Consider the following 15,105-nt stretch of genomic DNA (forward strand, 5'->3'; position numbering starts at 1 on the left):
TCATCGTGGCTCCGCGACCTTAGCACTGCGGTGTGACATCCGGGGTCACAGTTTGGGGCAATGTCATTTTCTTCTCATGACACAGCTTTCCCAGCCCCGACCCGCATGAAATACCAGCATTCGCCCCGCTCACTCCGTTGACAGATTTCTGCTTAAGGGCTACCGTACCGCCATCTTTTTGGCTTCGTCCTATTCATCCTGACCGTGTCCCGCCGACCAAGGAGGTACGTATGGCAAAGACCACGTCGTCATCCAGCAGTAAACCGAAGGGCCTCTCCCTGCACATCGGCCTGAACGCCGTGAGCCCCGCCGCCTACGGTGGATGGAGCGGCGACCTGGCGGCCTGTGAGTTCGACGCCAAGGACATGGCGGCCATTGCCAAATCGCAGGGCATGAAGTCCACCGTGCTCCTGACCAAGCAGGGCACGCGGGCGAAGATGCTGACTGCGATGCGCAAGGCCGCCAAGCAACTGCGGAAAGGCGATCTCTTTTTTCTGACCTATTCGGGCCACGGCGGACAGGTGCCCGACGTCACCGGGGAGGAAACGGACAAGCAGGACGAAACCTGGTGCCTGTACGACGGCCAGTTGATCGACGATGAGTTGTATTTCGAATTGAGCCGCTTTGCGTCGGGGGTGCGAATCCTCGTGTTATCGGACAGCTGCCACAGCGGCACAGTCACCCGGGCCGTGCCGCCCCCGCTTGATCGGACCAACGTGGCGGGACGCTCAAAAATGATGCCCCCTGCCGTCGCCATCCGCACCTATCGCGAACATCAGGCGTTCTACAACAAATTGCAGCACGATGTGGCAAAGGCCGCCGGCAAGGCTGCCGCCGCGGATCCGGACAGTGTGCTAGCCCAACTGGCCGTGAGCCCGCGTTTGACCGCAATCGCGAAGAAATTCAACGCCTCCGTGGTCCTCATCTCCGGCTGCCAGGATAACCAGACCTCGATGGACGGCGAGCACAACGGCGCATTCACCGAGCAGCTACTGAAGGTGTGGAATCATGCGACCTACAAGGGGACCTATGCCAAGTTCCATGCGGCGGTGAAGGCGGGGCTTCCGGCCAGCCAGACACCGAACCTGTTTACGCTCGGGGCGGCGGCGCGCTTTCTCCGCCAGCAGCCATTCAGCGTATAAGGGCAGCCCGGCGCGCGACTCGCCATCGCACAGGAGGGCAGGCTCATGACCATGAGACACTTCGTGCACATCGCAGCGATCATTGGCGTGCTCGCCGTGTCTGGCTCCACTGAAGCCGCGGAATTGGCCGGCGCATGGAAAGGCGTGCTGAGCAGCCCGGACGGCAGCCGGGCTGAAGTCCAGATCGATTTCAGCCCGCAGGGCCTGCCCCTCTATTCTTATACCAACAACCAGGGCGTGACACGCCAGGTGGAATTATCACACGTCGGGCAAACGATAGAATACGTACCTCCCGGCGGGGGTGTGCAACGGATGACCGTGAAGCGATTCGAGCGGGGACCGGGGCGGGTGTCGATCAGCATGATCGGGTCCTTCGAACGCGCCAGTCAGGGCTATATGGACCAACGGCAGGAAGCCGCCTTATTTGAGTACACGCTGGTGCCGGAAGGGATGAACATGCGCGTGACCACGCGAACGGCTTCCCACTTCGGCGATAAGGATTTCATTGTCGGTGGAGACCCGAGCTCCGTCGTGGCCGAAGGCGTGCTGCAACGGCTGCGCTGAATGGCAGCGCACGACAGGCGCGTCGCCTGTTGGTGACAGCTGCCCGCCGCCGGCTGACCTATTCGGAACATGTCGATCTCAAGGTTCTTCCGTGACCGGTACGCCACGGCCTGAGTGCTTCCCCCCGTTCATACGCGCAATCCGCAGACGTTGAAGAGACGCAGCCCGAATGACTGACAAACCCGCACGCTCCTTGTCCGAATCACTCACCCTCGAACGACGCATGGCCTTTTACGAACGCCATAAGCCCGTCGCCGTCTTCATGATCCTCGTCGTGTTCCTGCTCCCCTTCGCCGGTCTGTTCGTGTATGGCCTGCTCGGCGCAGTGGTGAGCGTGATCATGTCCGTCTTGGGGTATTACCTGACCCCCTACTTGATGGAGCGTCTGGGCCTGTCGGCACACCGTTAGGCGCGCAGAACCCATACGGGTAAAACTACCGAGCCGGCGCCCGCAGAAATTCCGTCTTTTCTATTCTGATTCCGCAACCTGCCCTACAATGCCTCCTGAAGAAGATAGGGTCACCACTGGAGGTAGCCGAATGTTTTCCCCCGCGCGCGTCTTCACTTCGAAAAACCGTCGCACCCCTCTGCCGATCATTCCCCGCCGGCCGGCCGGTCAGTCGATAGACGAACAGATCCGGGCAGTACAATCGGCATGGGCTGATGTGTTGTCGCTGCCCCTGTGCCTGGCGGTCCTGGCATGCTATGAATGGTGGCGGTGGTTGTTCTCGCTTCCCCCGAATCCGTGGCTGCTGACCGTGGTCGCAGCCGTGGCCGTTCACGCCGCCCGTCGACGCCGCAAACTGTACCGATCGGAGCTGATGCACCTACGTCATGCCTCCCCCGCGCAACCGGCCACGAATCAATTGCGGGACCTGCTGCGCGCCGTGGGCCTTCGTCTCGCGCAGGACGTGACAGTGCGCCGTGCCCCTGCGGCCATGGCCGCCTCACTCCGTCGCTTCCTGTCACCGGCCAACGGTCTCGCCAAACGGCTCGCCACGGCATTCATGAATCATCCTGGATAGGCCCCGCAAGCTGCGTTTCACTTGTTACGTTCCCGTTTTTCGTTTCACGTCTTACGTCCCCCTACCTTGCTTGACAGTCCGAAAGCCCATCTACGACAATGCCGCCATGGCAGAGCGGATCGTCATCGAACGCCTGGAGTTCTACGGCCGTTGCGGAGTGACGGAAGAAGAACGCCAAAAACCCCAGCTGATCGCCGTCGATCTCGAACTGGACGCAGCGGTTGAGGCCGCGACCGTGTCGGATCGCCTGCATGACACGATCGATTACGCGCGGGTGGCTGAACGGATCGTAGCCCTCAGCACCAGCCACACCTGCCGGCTTCTGGAAACCCTTGCCGAGCAGTTGGTTGGAATGTTGTTCGACGAATTTCCGGCTGATCGCGTCCGCATCTGGATTCGAAAACTCCATGCCCCGCTGGCCATGGTCGCCGGGTCAGTCGGTATCCGGTTTGAGCGCACACGCGCCGCGCACCAGGCAAAGCATCAGCACCCGAGCCCTGCCCCCTTTCTCGTGCAGCAACTCGCGCGTCTGCCCAAGGGCGACATCCTGGATGTCGCCGCCGGTCGCGGGCGCAATGCCTTGTATCTCCTTGCCCAAGGATCGCAGGTTGAGGCCATCGACCGGGACGCCGACGCCCTGACCGCATTGGAAGCGGCTGCGGGAACGCAGCGTCTCTTCGGCCTCACGACGCGCATGCTCGATCTGGAAGCCTCGGCGGATCACCCGCCCAGCTTAGGCCGGCACCGGTATGATGCCATCATCGTCTTTTTTTACCTGCATCGCCCGCTGTTCCCGGTCATCCTTGATGCCTTGAAACCGCACGGCATCCTTCTGTACGAAACCTTTACCATCGACAATTACTTCCGCCATCAGCATCCCCGCCGGTGGGAGTTCTGCCTGGCGCAGAACGAACTCCTCCGTCTGACCTCTCCGCTACGCGTCCTCCACTACGATGAGGGCGAACATGACGGAGGCCATGGCAGCGGGCCATGCTACACCGCACGACTGGTCGCGCAGAAAGCGGGGCCGGAGACATCACCATGAGCCGCATCGATCTTCATCTGCACACCACCCACTCAGACGGCAGTTTTTCCACAGGCGAGGTCATGGCTTTTGCCAAGCAGGCGGGTCTCACGGCGCTTGCGATCACGGATCACGACATCGTCAACGGCATTCCCGAAGCCACCGCTCTCGGACAAGAGCTCGGCATCGAGGTGGTTCCGGGCGTCGAAATCAGTTCGCGGCTCGGGGACAACGAACTCCACATCCTCGGGTATTATTTCAACTGGACCGATCCCCTGTTGGCGCAACGTCTGCGGACCCTGCGCGAGAGCCGCCACTTGCGAAACCCCAAGATTGTCCAGCGTCTCAACGAGCTGGGTATTCCCATCACCTATGACGAAGTGCGGGCTCTGGCAGGCACGGAATCCGTGGGACGTCCGCACATCGCCCGACTTCTGATGGAGAAAAACGTCGTCACGTCGGCGAAAGAAGCCTTCGACCGGTATCTGGCCAACGGCCGCCCGGCCTTTGTCGACCGCGAATTACCCGAACCGGCCGAAGCGGTGCGATGGATTCGCGAAGCCGGCGGCGTGCCGGTGCTCGCTCACCCGACGTGGGTGAGAACATCGGCCGATGGGTTACGCACGTTGGTCCGCGAACTGAAAGCCGCTGGCTTGGGAGGGATTGAAGTCCATTACAGCACCCATACGCCCAGCCAAACCACCGAATACCTGGATCTGGCCAAACAGTGCGATCTGCTCGTGACCGGCGGCAGCGATTTTCACGGCGTCACCAAGCCGGATATCGACGTCGGGATCGGGCGCGGCCAGCTCAAAGTCTCCGGAAAGCTGCTCGATCCGCTCAGAAAAGACGCCACCTGGTCCTAACCCGCCTGATTCACGACGGTTCGTCATGAATCAGGCGGGCGAAGGTCTTCTCGCCGCTCCATACGCCGCTCGTTTCCCTGACGGGGCAGAGCCATTCCCCATCCTGCCGGTGCATGATTCCCTCGTTTCGTTGACAGGGTAAGACCTTCCGTTACACTGGGACACAACGACGCGTCGCGCCAACACATGACCACATCCTGGGGCTGGATCGGCCCGTATTTCATCGTCATTCTCCTTGCGGTTCTGGTCGGGCCCTTTCTCGCGACCCTCCCGCTGTTTACCCACACCTTCATCCGGCCCTTGGGCATGAATGCCGCGCAAGCCGTACGGTTGATCGCCGACGGTATTTGCCTGCTCATGATCTGGGGCGCGGCCTCGCGCGCCAGACACGATCTCAAAGACAACGGCAAGGGCCAAACATTTCTTCGCGCCATCCTGTTCCCATCGGCATTGTTTCTGATCGTCATCGCGGCGGGCCAGGCCTATGAAGCGCACGGCATTTCCGTACTCGGCCCGCCCCGACAGCCGCTCTACAATTGGTTGATCACAGGCGGCCTGATCGGCTCGGCCACATGGCTCACGTTTGCCTGGGTCCGGCATGTCGACGCCCTGACCAGAATGTTTGCCGGACGCCCCCGCCGCCGGCCAGCCGTCGAAGACCGGGCGCAAAACGGCAAGGCCGGCGATGTAGGCGCAGCCGATGAAGCCGTCTCACCCGCCCCAACCCGCCCCGGTGCCAGCGTCGCCCTGCGCAATGGAAGCGGCGTGCCCGCCACGTTGGGCCGATATCAGGTGCTCAAGGAACTGGGCCGTGGCGCCATGGGCGTGGTCTACCTGGGGAAGGATCCGACGATCCAACGTTTTGTCGCCATCAAAACCATGCGGCTGGACGACATCGACAAGGACGACGAACTGAAAGAATTCCGGGATCGGTTCTTTCGTGAAGCCGAATCGACCGGACGTCTCTCCCATCCGAATATCATCACGGTCTACGACGCCGGCGAGCAGGACGGCCTGGCCTACATCGCCATGGAGTATCTCGAGGGGGTGCTCCTCAACTGTTACTGCCAGAAAACGACGCTGGTGCCAGCCAAGCAGGCCCTGCAGATTGTCGCAACCGTCGCCGACGCGCTGGACTATGCTCACAGTCAGGGTGTCATTCACCGTGACGTCAAACCGCCGAATATCATGATCCTCAAGCAACGCCTGGTGAAAGTCATGGACTTCGGCATCGCCAAGATGGCCAGCGCTTCGAAAACGCAAAGCAGCATGATTGTCGGGACGCCGCGGTACATGTCGCCGGAACAGGCCACCGGGAAAGATGTGGACGGCCGGTCCGATGTCTTTTCCCTGGGTGTCGTGCTCTTCGAACTCTTGAGCGGGGAACGGCCATTCGACGCCGAGAACATGCCGGCGCTGGTCATGCGCATCGCCAAGGCCCCGCACGCTCCGTTGATGAAATACCGCCGCGACCTGCCGACGCGCGTCCAAAGTATTCTGGACCGGGCGCTGCAGAAAGAGATTCAGAACCGCTACCGGTACGCCGGCGACATGGCGCAAGACCTCCGCGACGTCTTCCAGGTGATGCCGAGATAACCCCGCCTATGCACAGCTGGCACGTCACACATGGAGCAGCCTCGGATGTCGGCCTGGTCCGCCGCCTCAACGAAGACCGGTACCATGCCGATCCGGCCGCCGGGCTGTTTCTCGTATGCGACGGCATGGGCGGCCACCGGGCTGGCGAAATTGCCAGCAGCCGCACGGTTGAGATTATTCCCCGCCACTTGGCGGAAGCGGAGGCGGACCCGTCCCTGCCGCTGATCGGGCTGTCCCGACCAGAGTTCTCACCCGCCACCAATCGGCTGGCGAGCGCGGTGCGGCTCGCCAATCACCGGGTGCATCAGGAAGCGGCACGCCGCGCGGAATACGCCGGTATGGGGACCACGGTGGTCGCAGCCCGGCTCGCCGGGGCAACGCTGTCGATCGCCCACGTCGGCGACAGCCGGCTCTATGTGATTCGCGACGGCGCAGTGCGGTTGTTGACCGTGGATCATTCGCTGGTTCAAGAACAGGTACAGTCCGGGCTTCTGGCCGCCGCGGATTCAGCGCGCGCCGCACACCGGCATGTGCTCACCCGCGCGGTCGGCGTGCATCCCCTGGTGGACGTCGAATTGGGAGAACTTCCGGTATTGACCGGCGATATCCTGCTGCTCTGTTCGGATGGATTAACCGCCGGAGTGTCCGCCGAGGTCCTCCTGCGCGTCACCCAGGAATCGACCGACCCGCAGGTCATCGCAAACCGTCTTATCGCTCTCTCGAATGCCGCCGGCGGCAGCGACAATGCCACCGTCATCGTGGCGCTGGTGACGCAGCGGCACACAGGCTTCTGGAATCGCATCTACGCGCAGTTGCTCTCGCCCCCTGCATAAACAGTCTGTGAAGGAGCCTCCATGTCCCGGCAGCACCAGGCACCACCCCTACTCCTCGTGAGGGCGCCCCATGGCGGCACGAGAGAATGCGAGATTACCCGCACGCCCTTCACGATCGGGCGAACGCATGACAACGACCTCTGCCTGGAAGATCCGGCGGTCTCCGCCCACCATGCCCGCATCGTCAACATTCAGGACGTACTGTTTCTCGAAGACCTCAAGAGCACCAACGGGAGTTTCGTGAACGAACAGCCCATCGACCGACGGCAGCTTCAGGATGCGGACGGCATTCGGCTTGGCGCCCACCGGTTGATGTTTCGTGACAAGCAGGGAACCGCAACGGAACAGGCGATCGCCGGCGAAAGGCTCGTAGCCGATGAGACGATCGTCGTGCCATCCCCGGCTGGAAGCGAACCTCCGGCCCCCGCCTGCAAGGTGGGTATCGTGGAAATTCTCTCGGGCAAGACCGGGCAGTCTCACTACCCCCTGACCAGACATGTCTCACTGATCGGCGCGCAGGATGATGCCGTGATCACCCTCACGGGCTGGTTTGCCCCGAAAACCGCCGCCGTGATCAGTCGCCGGGGAGAGGCGTATGTGGTCAGCCAGACGGAAAGCGGGAAACGGATTCTGGTCAATGGCCGGCTAATTCAGCGGGAACATGCGCTTCGCCATGGAGATGTGGTGGAAGTCGCGGGGATTACGATGCGCTTTGTGCTGCGCGACGAACGGAGCCACGCCGCCTGACTAATTGAGCAGACGACCGCGCTTGGGGAGGAATTGAAAACATTGATCGGACACTTCCTGCGCATGCGACTCCAGGCATTGAAGCAGGATCTCCCCGCCCTCTGACGTCGCCTCGCGACAAAACTGCCGCCGGTCCGCTTCGCACGCCATCCGAAGGTGCTGCCAGTTCTCCTTCATGCGCGCCAGCTTGTCGCGCAGCATCGGCCGGCACGGCAGCGAGAGCTGAGCCGCCTTCCGTTGCAAACACGCACGCCGGTCCCCCTCCTCTTCGGGACAGAGCGCATCCATTTCGAGATCGCATTTGACCTCTCGCCCGATCGGCGCCCGTACAACCTCGGCGGCGGGTGGAGCTGAGGGTTGGGGCTGAACGACTGGCGGCTCCACCGGCCCAGTTCCCGGCTGAGGAGACCCGTCAATGACAGTCCGGACAGGAAGAGACGTGGTCGAAGGAGAGGAAACCGGAGGCGAGGGATTCGAGACCGGCATGGCCTCCGGCAGAGCCTCGCTTTGCGGCAGGATAAAAATGACGAGTCCCCAGACACCGCCCAGGACCAGACAACTGAGGAGGGTCACCAACACGACAGCGCCGATTCGCGATGGGCCAGCCAAGCAACTCCTCTATGAGAGTGTCCGAACCCGATCCGTCAGCAGAACGCTGCGGCGTGGAGCGGCCCTCTTACCGTCTGCCCGAGATGGAGACGGCGCTGCGAACAGTCGTCCCGCTCCAGCGGGGGTCAGTTCTCCGGCGCTTCGACGATGTGATTCTCAAAGCGGGTGCAGCCCTCGGCAAGCAGACGATTCGTCAGCATTTCCCCCGGCCACTCGATCGGAAGGTCGGCCGTAAAGACCCAGACGTCGGGCGAGGTCCATACCGGACCGTGGTCCTCCGGCAACTCGGGATCGAAGAGATCGGTCCAGACCGGCATATACACCCCGTTCCCGCATTGCGTGTGCAGGTGAACGATGGTGCGGGCCCGCACCATCGGATCGAGGTCACGCCAGACGGCAGCGGTTTCGTCAGCCAGCCGGTGCAGCCGCACGGCATTCTGGGCATCGAACAGCGCATACGACGCGTAGACCGGCACCTCCAGGGTGTCCGGGGCCAGCGCCAGCTCGGCACATTGCGCCACGAGGCCTTCGAGCAAAGCGCGCCGTTCCGGTTCTTCCAACGAATCGGGCAACCCCGGATCAGGCATCCCGATCAGCTGGAAAAAGAGGAACGCCGTGTTTTCAACCGGGGGATAGAGCCGCGAGGCAATGGCCTGGGTGCGTTGGGAATCGGCAATACTCGCGAGATGCTCGTTCAACGTTTGCAGCGTCAATCCTTCGAGCGTCGCGTCGGTCAGCAGGCGGGGCTCGACACGCACCACCACGCCGGCCGGAATCTGGAGATGCCGATGGAGCAGATCGGCCGTCGCCACGGGGTCGATCTTCAACCCGAGCGGTTGTCCCAGGTTGGCCTGAAGCGGCAACTCCAGGGCCGCCATCAATGCATAGGCGGTTTTATCCTCATCGGGTCCGTCCATGATCACGGCGCAGGACGCCTCCGCGACCAGATCGAACATCCATTCGGCCATCTCCTCGTCGAGCGCGGCCAGCACGGTCAGGAGATCCTGCTCCCGCCCCTGCTCGATGAATGCTTGCAGGGTATCGATCGCGGCGTCGGTATCGCCGTGATCATGGCGCCGGGCGTTGATGAGGTGGATCAAATCTCGCGTCAGCGGGTCCGGTCGTGACCAACTCAACATAGCTGGCCTCCCAGGTCGATGCGAGTTTGCGTTGCGAGGTCGTCGTTCATCCTGTTGTCCATGTTGCCAAACTTTCCAGAACGTGGCAAGCGCGAATGCGGTTCTTCATCGCTCGGAGGGAGCATCGCGACCCGATGAGGGTCGGGCCGTCATTCTCCGATCACCTTCACTAGTACGCGCTTGCGCCGCCGCCCGTCAAACTCACCGTAAAAAATTTGTTCCCAGGGACCGAAGTCCAGTTTCCCGTCCGTGATCGCGACCACCACTTCCCGCCCCATCAGCTGTCGTTTGATGTGCGCATCGCCGTTGTCCTCACCCGTGTTGTTGTGACGATAGGTCGCCTCGTGCGGCGCGAGCCGTTCCAGGAAGGTGTCATAATCGTGCAACAATCCCGCCTCGTCGTCGTTGACATAGACGCTGGCGGTGATATGCATGGCATTCACCAGCACCAGACCTTCGCGCACGCCGCTCTTCCGCACGGCGGCCTCAACCTGTGCCGTGATATTCAGATAGGCGCGCCTGGTGGCCGTCTCAAACCAGAGCTCTTCCCGATAAGATCGCATCTGCCTCCGCGCACGGGTGGAGCGCGATTCTGCAACGGGGATGTTCGAACTTGCAAGCCCTTGTGCCTCTACGCGGCGGCCTGGCGGACGTGCCTCGGGAACCGTCGCCGGCTCGCCTGCACATCGTACTCGTCGCTCTCCGGAGATCCCGCATATGATGCACAGGGAAAGGGATGACGTCCTGCCGTCGTTTTTTCAAACACAATTGACAGGCTGGGAAACGGGTGATAAGTACCTACGATTAGACCGATTCTTGTTATGATTCCGAATGAGGAGGTCCTCCGATGGCAAGCCAGCCCGAACCTGATTTGGAATTCACCGATGAAGACTTGGATCAACCCGTGCCGCCTCCGACCCCTCCGATGAATGCGCCCAAGCGATCGAACAAAGGTCCGCTCATCTGGATACTTCTGTTCTTGCTGGTGGGAGGCATCGGCTATGTGGCCATGGATCCAGACGCGGCTATGCAATTGATCCAGCCGTATCTGGACGGCGTGACGGAAACCAGCCAACCGGTGGCTCAGCGACCGCCTGCTCCCGCCCCGAAACCGGCCGCGGACCCGGTGCCCACACCGGCGCCGGCGGCTCCCCCTGCGGTGGTCGATAGCGCGCCGCCTGCGGCAATGGAAACGCCTGCTCCGATGCCGGCTGCCGCGGTGCCCGCTCCCGCTCCGGCGGGTAAACCGGCGCCCTCGCCAGTGAGAGTCGCCGCTCCGTTGTATGCAGAGGGCCAGCGGGTGATGGTCATCGCCAATCCCAACCGGCCCAAGTCCCCCATGCCCCTGTTCCTTGATTCAGCCGGCACCACAACCAGCACGACCGTCCCAGCCAACACTGTCCTCACCATCCTGGATGGCGAGCATCAGACAACCGGCTGGGTGTATGCCGTGCGAACCCAGGACGGACGAAAAGGGTGGATTCCTGAACGCAGCCTCAGGCTGAAACGCTAAGCCTCTCTCTGCCACTCGCGTCGCGACGGCGGCCCGTTTCCCCCCGGAACGGGCCGTCGTCTTTTTTTGCCCGGCCGCCCTTGCTATAATGCCGCGCCCGCAGAACCGGCAACCCGGTTTCAGACGATCTCCGCATGAGGATATGCCCGGACACTATGAGCGAATTGCGCGCCATCATTTTTGATTTCGACGGAGTCATCGCCGATACGGAGCCGCTGCATTTCGCCGCCCTTCGACAGGTTCTGGCCGGCATTGATATTTCCCTGACAGAAACCGAGTACTACACCGATTACCTCGGCTTTGACGATCGCGGCTGCTTCCTGGCGGCATTGCAGTCACACCGGCGGCAGGCGTCGCCGACGCTCCTTGGCGAATTAATGGACCGCAAGGCTCAGGCCTACCTGTCCGCCGTCAAGGAACATCTGGCTATTTTTCCGGGCGTGCGCGAGCTGGTGCATGATGCCGCCGCCCGGTATCCGCTGGCCATTGCCTCAGGCGCGCTGCGGAACGAAATCGAATTGATTCTTGAAGAAGCCGGGCTCCGGAAAGCCTTTCTCCATATCACCAGCGCGGAGGACGTGACCCGGGGCAAACCCGCGCCGGAACCGTTTCTTCACGCCATGGCCGCACTGAATCGGCAACCGGCGCAACCGTCATTAACCTCGGACGACTGCCTCGTCATTGAAGATTCCCTGCCCGGGATCAGGGCGGCGCGGGCGGCCGGCATGAAAGTCCTGGCGGTCGCCAACACCCACACGGTGCAGGATCTCGGCGAGGCCGACGCCATCACGCACTCACTGGCAGACACCAGCATCTCCGATCTCCGGACACGCCTCTGGGGACCGGTTCAAGGCCGCGCATGAACATCTGTTCGCTGGTGCCCGGAGCGACGGAAGTCGTTGCAGCCCTCGGGCTCGCAGACCAGTTGGTCGGCATCAGTCACGAATGTGATTTCCCTCCGGAGCTGCCCAACATCCCTGTTATGGTCCGCGCTCGAATCGAAAGCCAGTCCCTGTCCAGCGCTCAAATAGACGCGCAAGTCGGCGCGCTGCTCTCCGCCGGCGAGGCCTTGTATGAGTTGGACGAGTCGCGGCTCCTGGCGGCCAAGCCAGAACTGGTCATCACTCAAGACTTGTGCGATGTCTGTGCGATCACGCCGTCGCAGCTTACCGTAATCTTGCACAAGCTGGCCTCGCCGCCGCGCATGGTGACCCTCAATCCGCGGCGGCTGGACGATATCCTTCACGACATTGCGACGCTTGGCGCCGCCTTGGAGCGGGAAGCAGCCGCAAACCGGCTCGCTGCCCGACTTCGCAGCAGGCTCGAGGCGGTGCGAACGCGCGTGCAGACTGAATCGCCGCGCCCCAGAGTGGCCTGCCTGGAATGGCTTTCCCCCTTCTACACGGCCGGTCATTGGGTCCCCGACATGGTGGCGGCTGCAGGAGGCATCGATGCCCTGGCACAAGCCGGCGCCGCATCTCATCGAATCGACTGGGATACGCTGGCAGCTTCCGCTCCCGACGTGATCGTTCTGATGCCCTGCGGATTTACGGTTTCCCGCACACGAACAGAACTCGCTTCACTCACGAATCACCCGGCGTGGAAAGACCTTCCGGCCGTCCGGCGAGGTGCGGTGTATCTGGTCGATGCGCTCTCCTACTTCAGCCGTCCCGGACCAAGACTCATCGATGGCGTTGAACAGCTGGCGGCGGTCTTTCATCCGGCCTGCTTCAACCATGGTCTTCCCCCAGCCGTCGAACAACTCACCTTCGATGACATTCCGACACCGATGACACGATGATGACGCCCGCTGAAGCGCAAACCTATTGCACGACCCTCACCAAAAAAAGCGGGAGCAATTTTTATTATTCCTTTCTCTTCCTGCCGAAGGCCCGTCGCGACGCGATGTATACCGTCTACGCCTTCTGCAAGGAAGTGGATAATGCCGTCGATGAGCCGCCTCCCGGCAGCCATCCGCAAGAGGAGCTAGCACGCTGGCGCCGCGAGCTGACTGCGGCTTATGAGGGGACGCCGACCTTGCCGGTGACCATCAGCCTCGCCCGGCACGTGCGCGAGTTGTCCATTCCACACGCCTACTTCGAAGAATTGATCAAAGGCGTCGAGATGGACCTGACGACCACCCGGTACGCCACCTTCGACCAACTCTCGCTCTATTGTTATCGCGTGGCGTCAGTCGTCGGCTTGATCTGCCTCCACGTGTTTGGCACCACGTCGCCGCGCGCGCAGGATTACGCCGTCAACCTCGGCATGGCCTTTCAACTGACCAATATTCTGCGCGACCTCGGCAACGATGCGGAATGTGGACGCGTCTATCTGCCGCAGGAAGATTTTACCCGCTTCGGTTACCGGGAAGAAGATCTCCTGCACCGCCGGTATAAGCCTGAGTTTACGGAACTCATGGCGTATGAAGTCGGCCGCGCGAAAGAGTTTTACGCCAAAGCCGCGCGCGCGCTCGAGTCGCTGCCGCGCGAAGAACGCCGGGCGTTGACCGTGGCCGAAATCATGCGCGGCGTCTATAGCCGGATCTTGCAACGCATCGAGCAGTCCGGCTATCGCGTGCTGGGAGATCGCGTGACCCTCGCGCCCAGCCACCGCCTGGCGGTGGCAGCCGGAGTCTGGCTGCGTTCCCGCCTTCCCTCGTCCGCTCCATGAGCCAATCGGCGCTCATCCTCGGCGGCGGAATCGCCGGCCTCACCGCGGCCTTGTCCCTCGCCGCCAAGGGGCACTCCGTCACCGTGATCGAGCAGGCCGACCATCTGGGGGGCCGCATGTGGCACGCGCCGCCGCCTGTGCTCCTCGAGGCACATGAAGCCACCTGGTCCTTGATCAAGACGCTGGGCCGGGAGGCCGTGACCGGATCGCTCCGGCATACCCCGCTGGAATTTCTCCAATCCAGCGGCGCCCGCATCCAATTCCTGCATCTCCCTCTCCCTTCTCCGCTGAATACGCTCCTGGGGACCACGCTGTTCCAGGGCCTGTCCATGCGCGACCGCTGGCACCTGCTCTCGTTCCTGGAACGAACATGGGAGCAGGATCCTCCTTTGCCGAATGATCTCGACTCGCGTGTGGCCGACGAATGGCTCGCCAGCATCGGCCAGTCGGAGACGGCGCGGCACGGTGTCTGGAACAGCCTTGCCAGACTGTTATTGGGAGCCGCGCTCCCGGAAATTTCCGCCGGCCTGTTTATGCGCACCTTACGCCGCTGCTTTTTGACCGGGGCCCGGGCGACGAGGCTGATCGTGCCGCCCCACGGCCTGGATACATTTCTGCTCGCGCCGCTGACGACAGAACTCGACCGGCTCGGCGTTCAAGTGAAACTGAACGCCACGGTGACCCAGCTCCGTTTCTCTCACAACCGCGTCACAGACGTTGAATTGGCGGATCGCACCAGGCTCACCGCCGACTGGTACCTCTCCGCACTTCCGCCCCAGCGGCTGACACCGCTTCTTCCGGAGCGGGTTGTGACCCACTATGCCTATTTCCAGCAACTCAGCCGCCTGAGCGAATCCCCGCTCGTGGTGGTTCGCCTGCACCTCGATCAGCCTGCTCGACAGACGCAGCTCATCCTCCTTGAAGGGAAAACATTTCACTGGATGATTCGGCATCCCGAGAAAGAACGACACGAGCAGACGTCCGTCGTCTGGGCTCAGGTAGTCGGCGAGCCGAGCCTGTTACCCCAGTCGAAGGAGGAACTCGTTCGCCTGGCAGTGGAAGACATGGCGGCTGCGTTCCCGACGACTTCCTCTCCACGCATTCTCGACTTCGACGTGATTCGCCTCGCCTCCGCCATGCTGGCGAGCAAACCGGGCGCGCATCAGTATCGACCGATCCCGACCAGCCCGTTCAGCAATTTTTTGGTCGCCGGAGCCTGGACGGACACGGGCTGGCCGGCCAATCTGGAGTCGGCCATTCTGAGTGGCCAACGTTGCGCCGAAGCGATCGCTACCCGACCTTCCTAACGACTTGAACACCTGCCCTCCAGCGCGCCACGCAGCGTTGACAAGCCCTGATGGCGCGACTAAGATT

Annotated in this window: 17 protein-coding genes; 14 read left to right on the forward strand and 3 right to left on the reverse strand. The window is 62.3% G+C overall.

The annotated features are described in order from the left end of the window. Positions 1 to 230: 230 nt before the first annotated feature. The 9 genes from GDA65_08695 to GDA65_08735 all read left to right on the forward strand — a co-directional run bounded on the left by GDA65_08695 (position 231) and on the right by GDA65_08735 (position 7,797). Positions 231 to 1,142, forward strand: a complete 912-nt coding sequence (locus GDA65_08695; protein MBA5862771.1) for a caspase family protein — start codon at positions 231 to 233, stop codon at positions 1,140 to 1,142. Between the two features lie 45 nt (positions 1,143 to 1,187). Beyond that, positions 1,188 to 1,706: a hypothetical protein gene (locus GDA65_08700; GenBank protein MBA5862772.1), complete on the forward strand. Its 519-nt coding sequence runs from the start codon at positions 1,188 to 1,190 to the stop codon at positions 1,704 to 1,706. A 169-nt stretch (positions 1,707 to 1,875) separates the two neighbouring features. Further along, positions 1,876 to 2,115 carry a hypothetical protein gene (locus GDA65_08705; GenBank protein MBA5862773.1) on the forward strand — a complete coding sequence of 80 codons (240 nt, stop codon included), beginning with the start codon at positions 1,876 to 1,878 and terminating at the stop codon, positions 2,113 to 2,115. 130 nt (positions 2,116 to 2,245) lie between these two features. Further along, positions 2,246 to 2,731: a hypothetical protein gene (locus GDA65_08710; GenBank protein MBA5862774.1), complete on the forward strand. Its 486-nt coding sequence runs from the start codon at positions 2,246 to 2,248 to the stop codon at positions 2,729 to 2,731. Between the two features lie 106 nt (positions 2,732 to 2,837). Further along, positions 2,838 to 3,776, forward strand: a complete 939-nt coding sequence (gene folB / locus GDA65_08715) for a dihydroneopterin aldolase (GenBank protein MBA5862775.1) — start codon at positions 2,838 to 2,840, stop codon at positions 3,774 to 3,776. Continuing rightward, the gene (locus tag GDA65_08720) at positions 3,773 to 4,621 is read left to right on the forward strand and encodes a PHP domain-containing protein (GenBank protein ID MBA5862776.1); all 849 of its coding nucleotides are present in this window, start codon (positions 3,773 to 3,775) and stop codon (positions 4,619 to 4,621) included. Before folB ends, GDA65_08720 begins: the two co-directional genes overlap by 4 nt. 186 nt (positions 4,622 to 4,807) lie before the next feature. Next, positions 4,808 to 6,217: a protein kinase gene (locus GDA65_08725; protein ID MBA5862777.1), complete on the forward strand. Its 1,410-nt coding sequence runs from the start codon at positions 4,808 to 4,810 to the stop codon at positions 6,215 to 6,217. Positions 6,218 to 6,225: 8 nt separating this feature from the next. After that, positions 6,226 to 7,050 (forward strand): SpoIIE family protein phosphatase, encoded by an 825-nt coding sequence (locus GDA65_08730; protein MBA5862778.1) that lies wholly within the window; start codon positions 6,226 to 6,228, stop codon positions 7,048 to 7,050. 21 nt (positions 7,051 to 7,071) lie between these two features. Continuing rightward, the gene (locus tag GDA65_08735; protein MBA5862779.1) at positions 7,072 to 7,797 is read left to right on the forward strand and encodes an FHA domain-containing protein; all 726 of its coding nucleotides are present in this window, start codon (positions 7,072 to 7,074) and stop codon (positions 7,795 to 7,797) included. On the opposite strand, the gene GDA65_08740 is transcribed toward GDA65_08735, so the two are convergent. From GDA65_08740 to GDA65_08750, 3 genes are all read right to left on the reverse strand, one after another. Continuing rightward, entirely contained in the window at positions 7,798 to 8,406 is a 609-nt protein-coding gene (locus GDA65_08740; GenBank protein ID MBA5862780.1) for a hypothetical protein, read from the reverse strand. A 125-nt stretch (positions 8,407 to 8,531) separates the two neighbouring features. After that, positions 8,532 to 9,545 (reverse strand): hypothetical protein, encoded by a 1,014-nt coding sequence (locus tag GDA65_08745; GenBank protein ID MBA5862781.1) that lies wholly within the window; start codon positions 9,543 to 9,545, stop codon positions 8,532 to 8,534. Positions 9,546 to 9,694: 149 nt separating this feature from the next. After that, positions 9,695 to 10,108: a YjbQ family protein gene (locus GDA65_08750; GenBank protein ID MBA5862782.1), complete on the reverse strand. Its 414-nt coding sequence runs from the start codon at positions 10,106 to 10,108 to the stop codon at positions 9,695 to 9,697. Positions 10,109 to 10,392: 284 nt separating this feature from the next. On the opposite strand from GDA65_08750, the gene GDA65_08755 reads away from it, so the two are divergent. The 5 genes from GDA65_08755 to GDA65_08775 all read left to right on the forward strand — a co-directional run bounded on the left by GDA65_08755 (position 10,393) and on the right by GDA65_08775 (position 15,038). Further along, positions 10,393 to 11,058: a hypothetical protein gene (locus GDA65_08755; protein ID MBA5862783.1), complete on the forward strand. Its 666-nt coding sequence runs from the start codon at positions 10,393 to 10,395 to the stop codon at positions 11,056 to 11,058. Positions 11,059 to 11,192: 134 nt separating this feature from the next. Next, complete coding sequence (locus GDA65_08760) at positions 11,193 to 11,921, forward strand: HAD-IA family hydrolase (protein ID MBA5862784.1); 729 nt, start codon at positions 11,193 to 11,195, stop codon at positions 11,919 to 11,921. Further along, positions 11,918 to 12,859, forward strand: a complete 942-nt coding sequence (locus GDA65_08765) for an ABC transporter substrate-binding protein (GenBank protein ID MBA5862785.1) — start codon at positions 11,918 to 11,920, stop codon at positions 12,857 to 12,859. The genes GDA65_08760 and GDA65_08765 overlap by 4 nt, the downstream gene beginning before the upstream one ends. After that, positions 12,856 to 13,731, forward strand: a complete 876-nt coding sequence (gene hpnD / locus GDA65_08770) for a presqualene diphosphate synthase HpnD (protein MBA5862786.1) — start codon at positions 12,856 to 12,858, stop codon at positions 13,729 to 13,731. The genes GDA65_08765 and hpnD overlap by 4 nt, the downstream gene beginning before the upstream one ends. After that, positions 13,728 to 15,038 (forward strand): FAD-dependent oxidoreductase, encoded by a 1,311-nt coding sequence (locus tag GDA65_08775; GenBank protein ID MBA5862787.1) that lies wholly within the window; start codon positions 13,728 to 13,730, stop codon positions 15,036 to 15,038. Before hpnD ends, GDA65_08775 begins: the two co-directional genes overlap by 4 nt. Positions 15,039 to 15,105: the final 67 nt, after the last annotated feature.

The organism is Nitrospira sp. CR1.1 (genome assembly GCA_014055465.1).
Classification (GTDB): Bacteria; Nitrospirota; Nitrospiria; order Nitrospirales; family Nitrospiraceae; genus Nitrospira_A.

Coding starts and splice junctions, on each gene's coding strand:
- GDA65_08745 (MBA5862781.1), bottom strand. CDS start 9,545: ATGTTGAGTTGGTCACGACCGGACCCGCTGACGCGAGATTTGATCCAC.
- GDA65_08775 (MBA5862787.1), top strand. CDS start 13,728: ATGAGCCAATCGGCGCTCATCCTCGGCGGCGGAATCGCCGGCCTCACC.
- GDA65_08760 (MBA5862784.1), top strand. CDS start 11,193: ATGAGGATATGCCCGGACACTATGAGCGAATTGCGCGCCATCATTTTT.
- GDA65_08755 (MBA5862783.1), top strand. CDS start 10,393: ATGGCAAGCCAGCCCGAACCTGATTTGGAATTCACCGATGAAGACTTG.
- GDA65_08725 (MBA5862777.1), top strand. CDS start 4,808: ATGACCACATCCTGGGGCTGGATCGGCCCGTATTTCATCGTCATTCTC.
- GDA65_08710 (MBA5862774.1), top strand. CDS start 2,246: ATGTTTTCCCCCGCGCGCGTCTTCACTTCGAAAAACCGTCGCACCCCT.
- GDA65_08705 (MBA5862773.1), top strand. CDS start 1,876: ATGACTGACAAACCCGCACGCTCCTTGTCCGAATCACTCACCCTCGAA.
- GDA65_08735 (MBA5862779.1), top strand. CDS start 7,072: ATGTCCCGGCAGCACCAGGCACCACCCCTACTCCTCGTGAGGGCGCCC.
- GDA65_08700 (MBA5862772.1), top strand. CDS start 1,188: ATGACCATGAGACACTTCGTGCACATCGCAGCGATCATTGGCGTGCTC.
- GDA65_08695 (MBA5862771.1), top strand. CDS start 231: ATGGCAAAGACCACGTCGTCATCCAGCAGTAAACCGAAGGGCCTCTCC.
- GDA65_08765 (MBA5862785.1), top strand. CDS start 11,918: ATGAACATCTGTTCGCTGGTGCCCGGAGCGACGGAAGTCGTTGCAGCC.
- GDA65_08750 (MBA5862782.1), bottom strand. CDS start 10,108: ATGCGATCTTATCGGGAAGAGCTCTGGTTTGAGACGGCCACCAGGCGC.
- hpnD (MBA5862786.1), top strand. CDS start 12,856: ATGATGACGCCCGCTGAAGCGCAAACCTATTGCACGACCCTCACCAAA.
- GDA65_08720 (MBA5862776.1), top strand. CDS start 3,773: ATGAGCCGCATCGATCTTCATCTGCACACCACCCACTCAGACGGCAGT.
- folB (MBA5862775.1), top strand. CDS start 2,838: ATGGCAGAGCGGATCGTCATCGAACGCCTGGAGTTCTACGGCCGTTGC.
- GDA65_08730 (MBA5862778.1), top strand. CDS start 6,226: ATGCACAGCTGGCACGTCACACATGGAGCAGCCTCGGATGTCGGCCTG.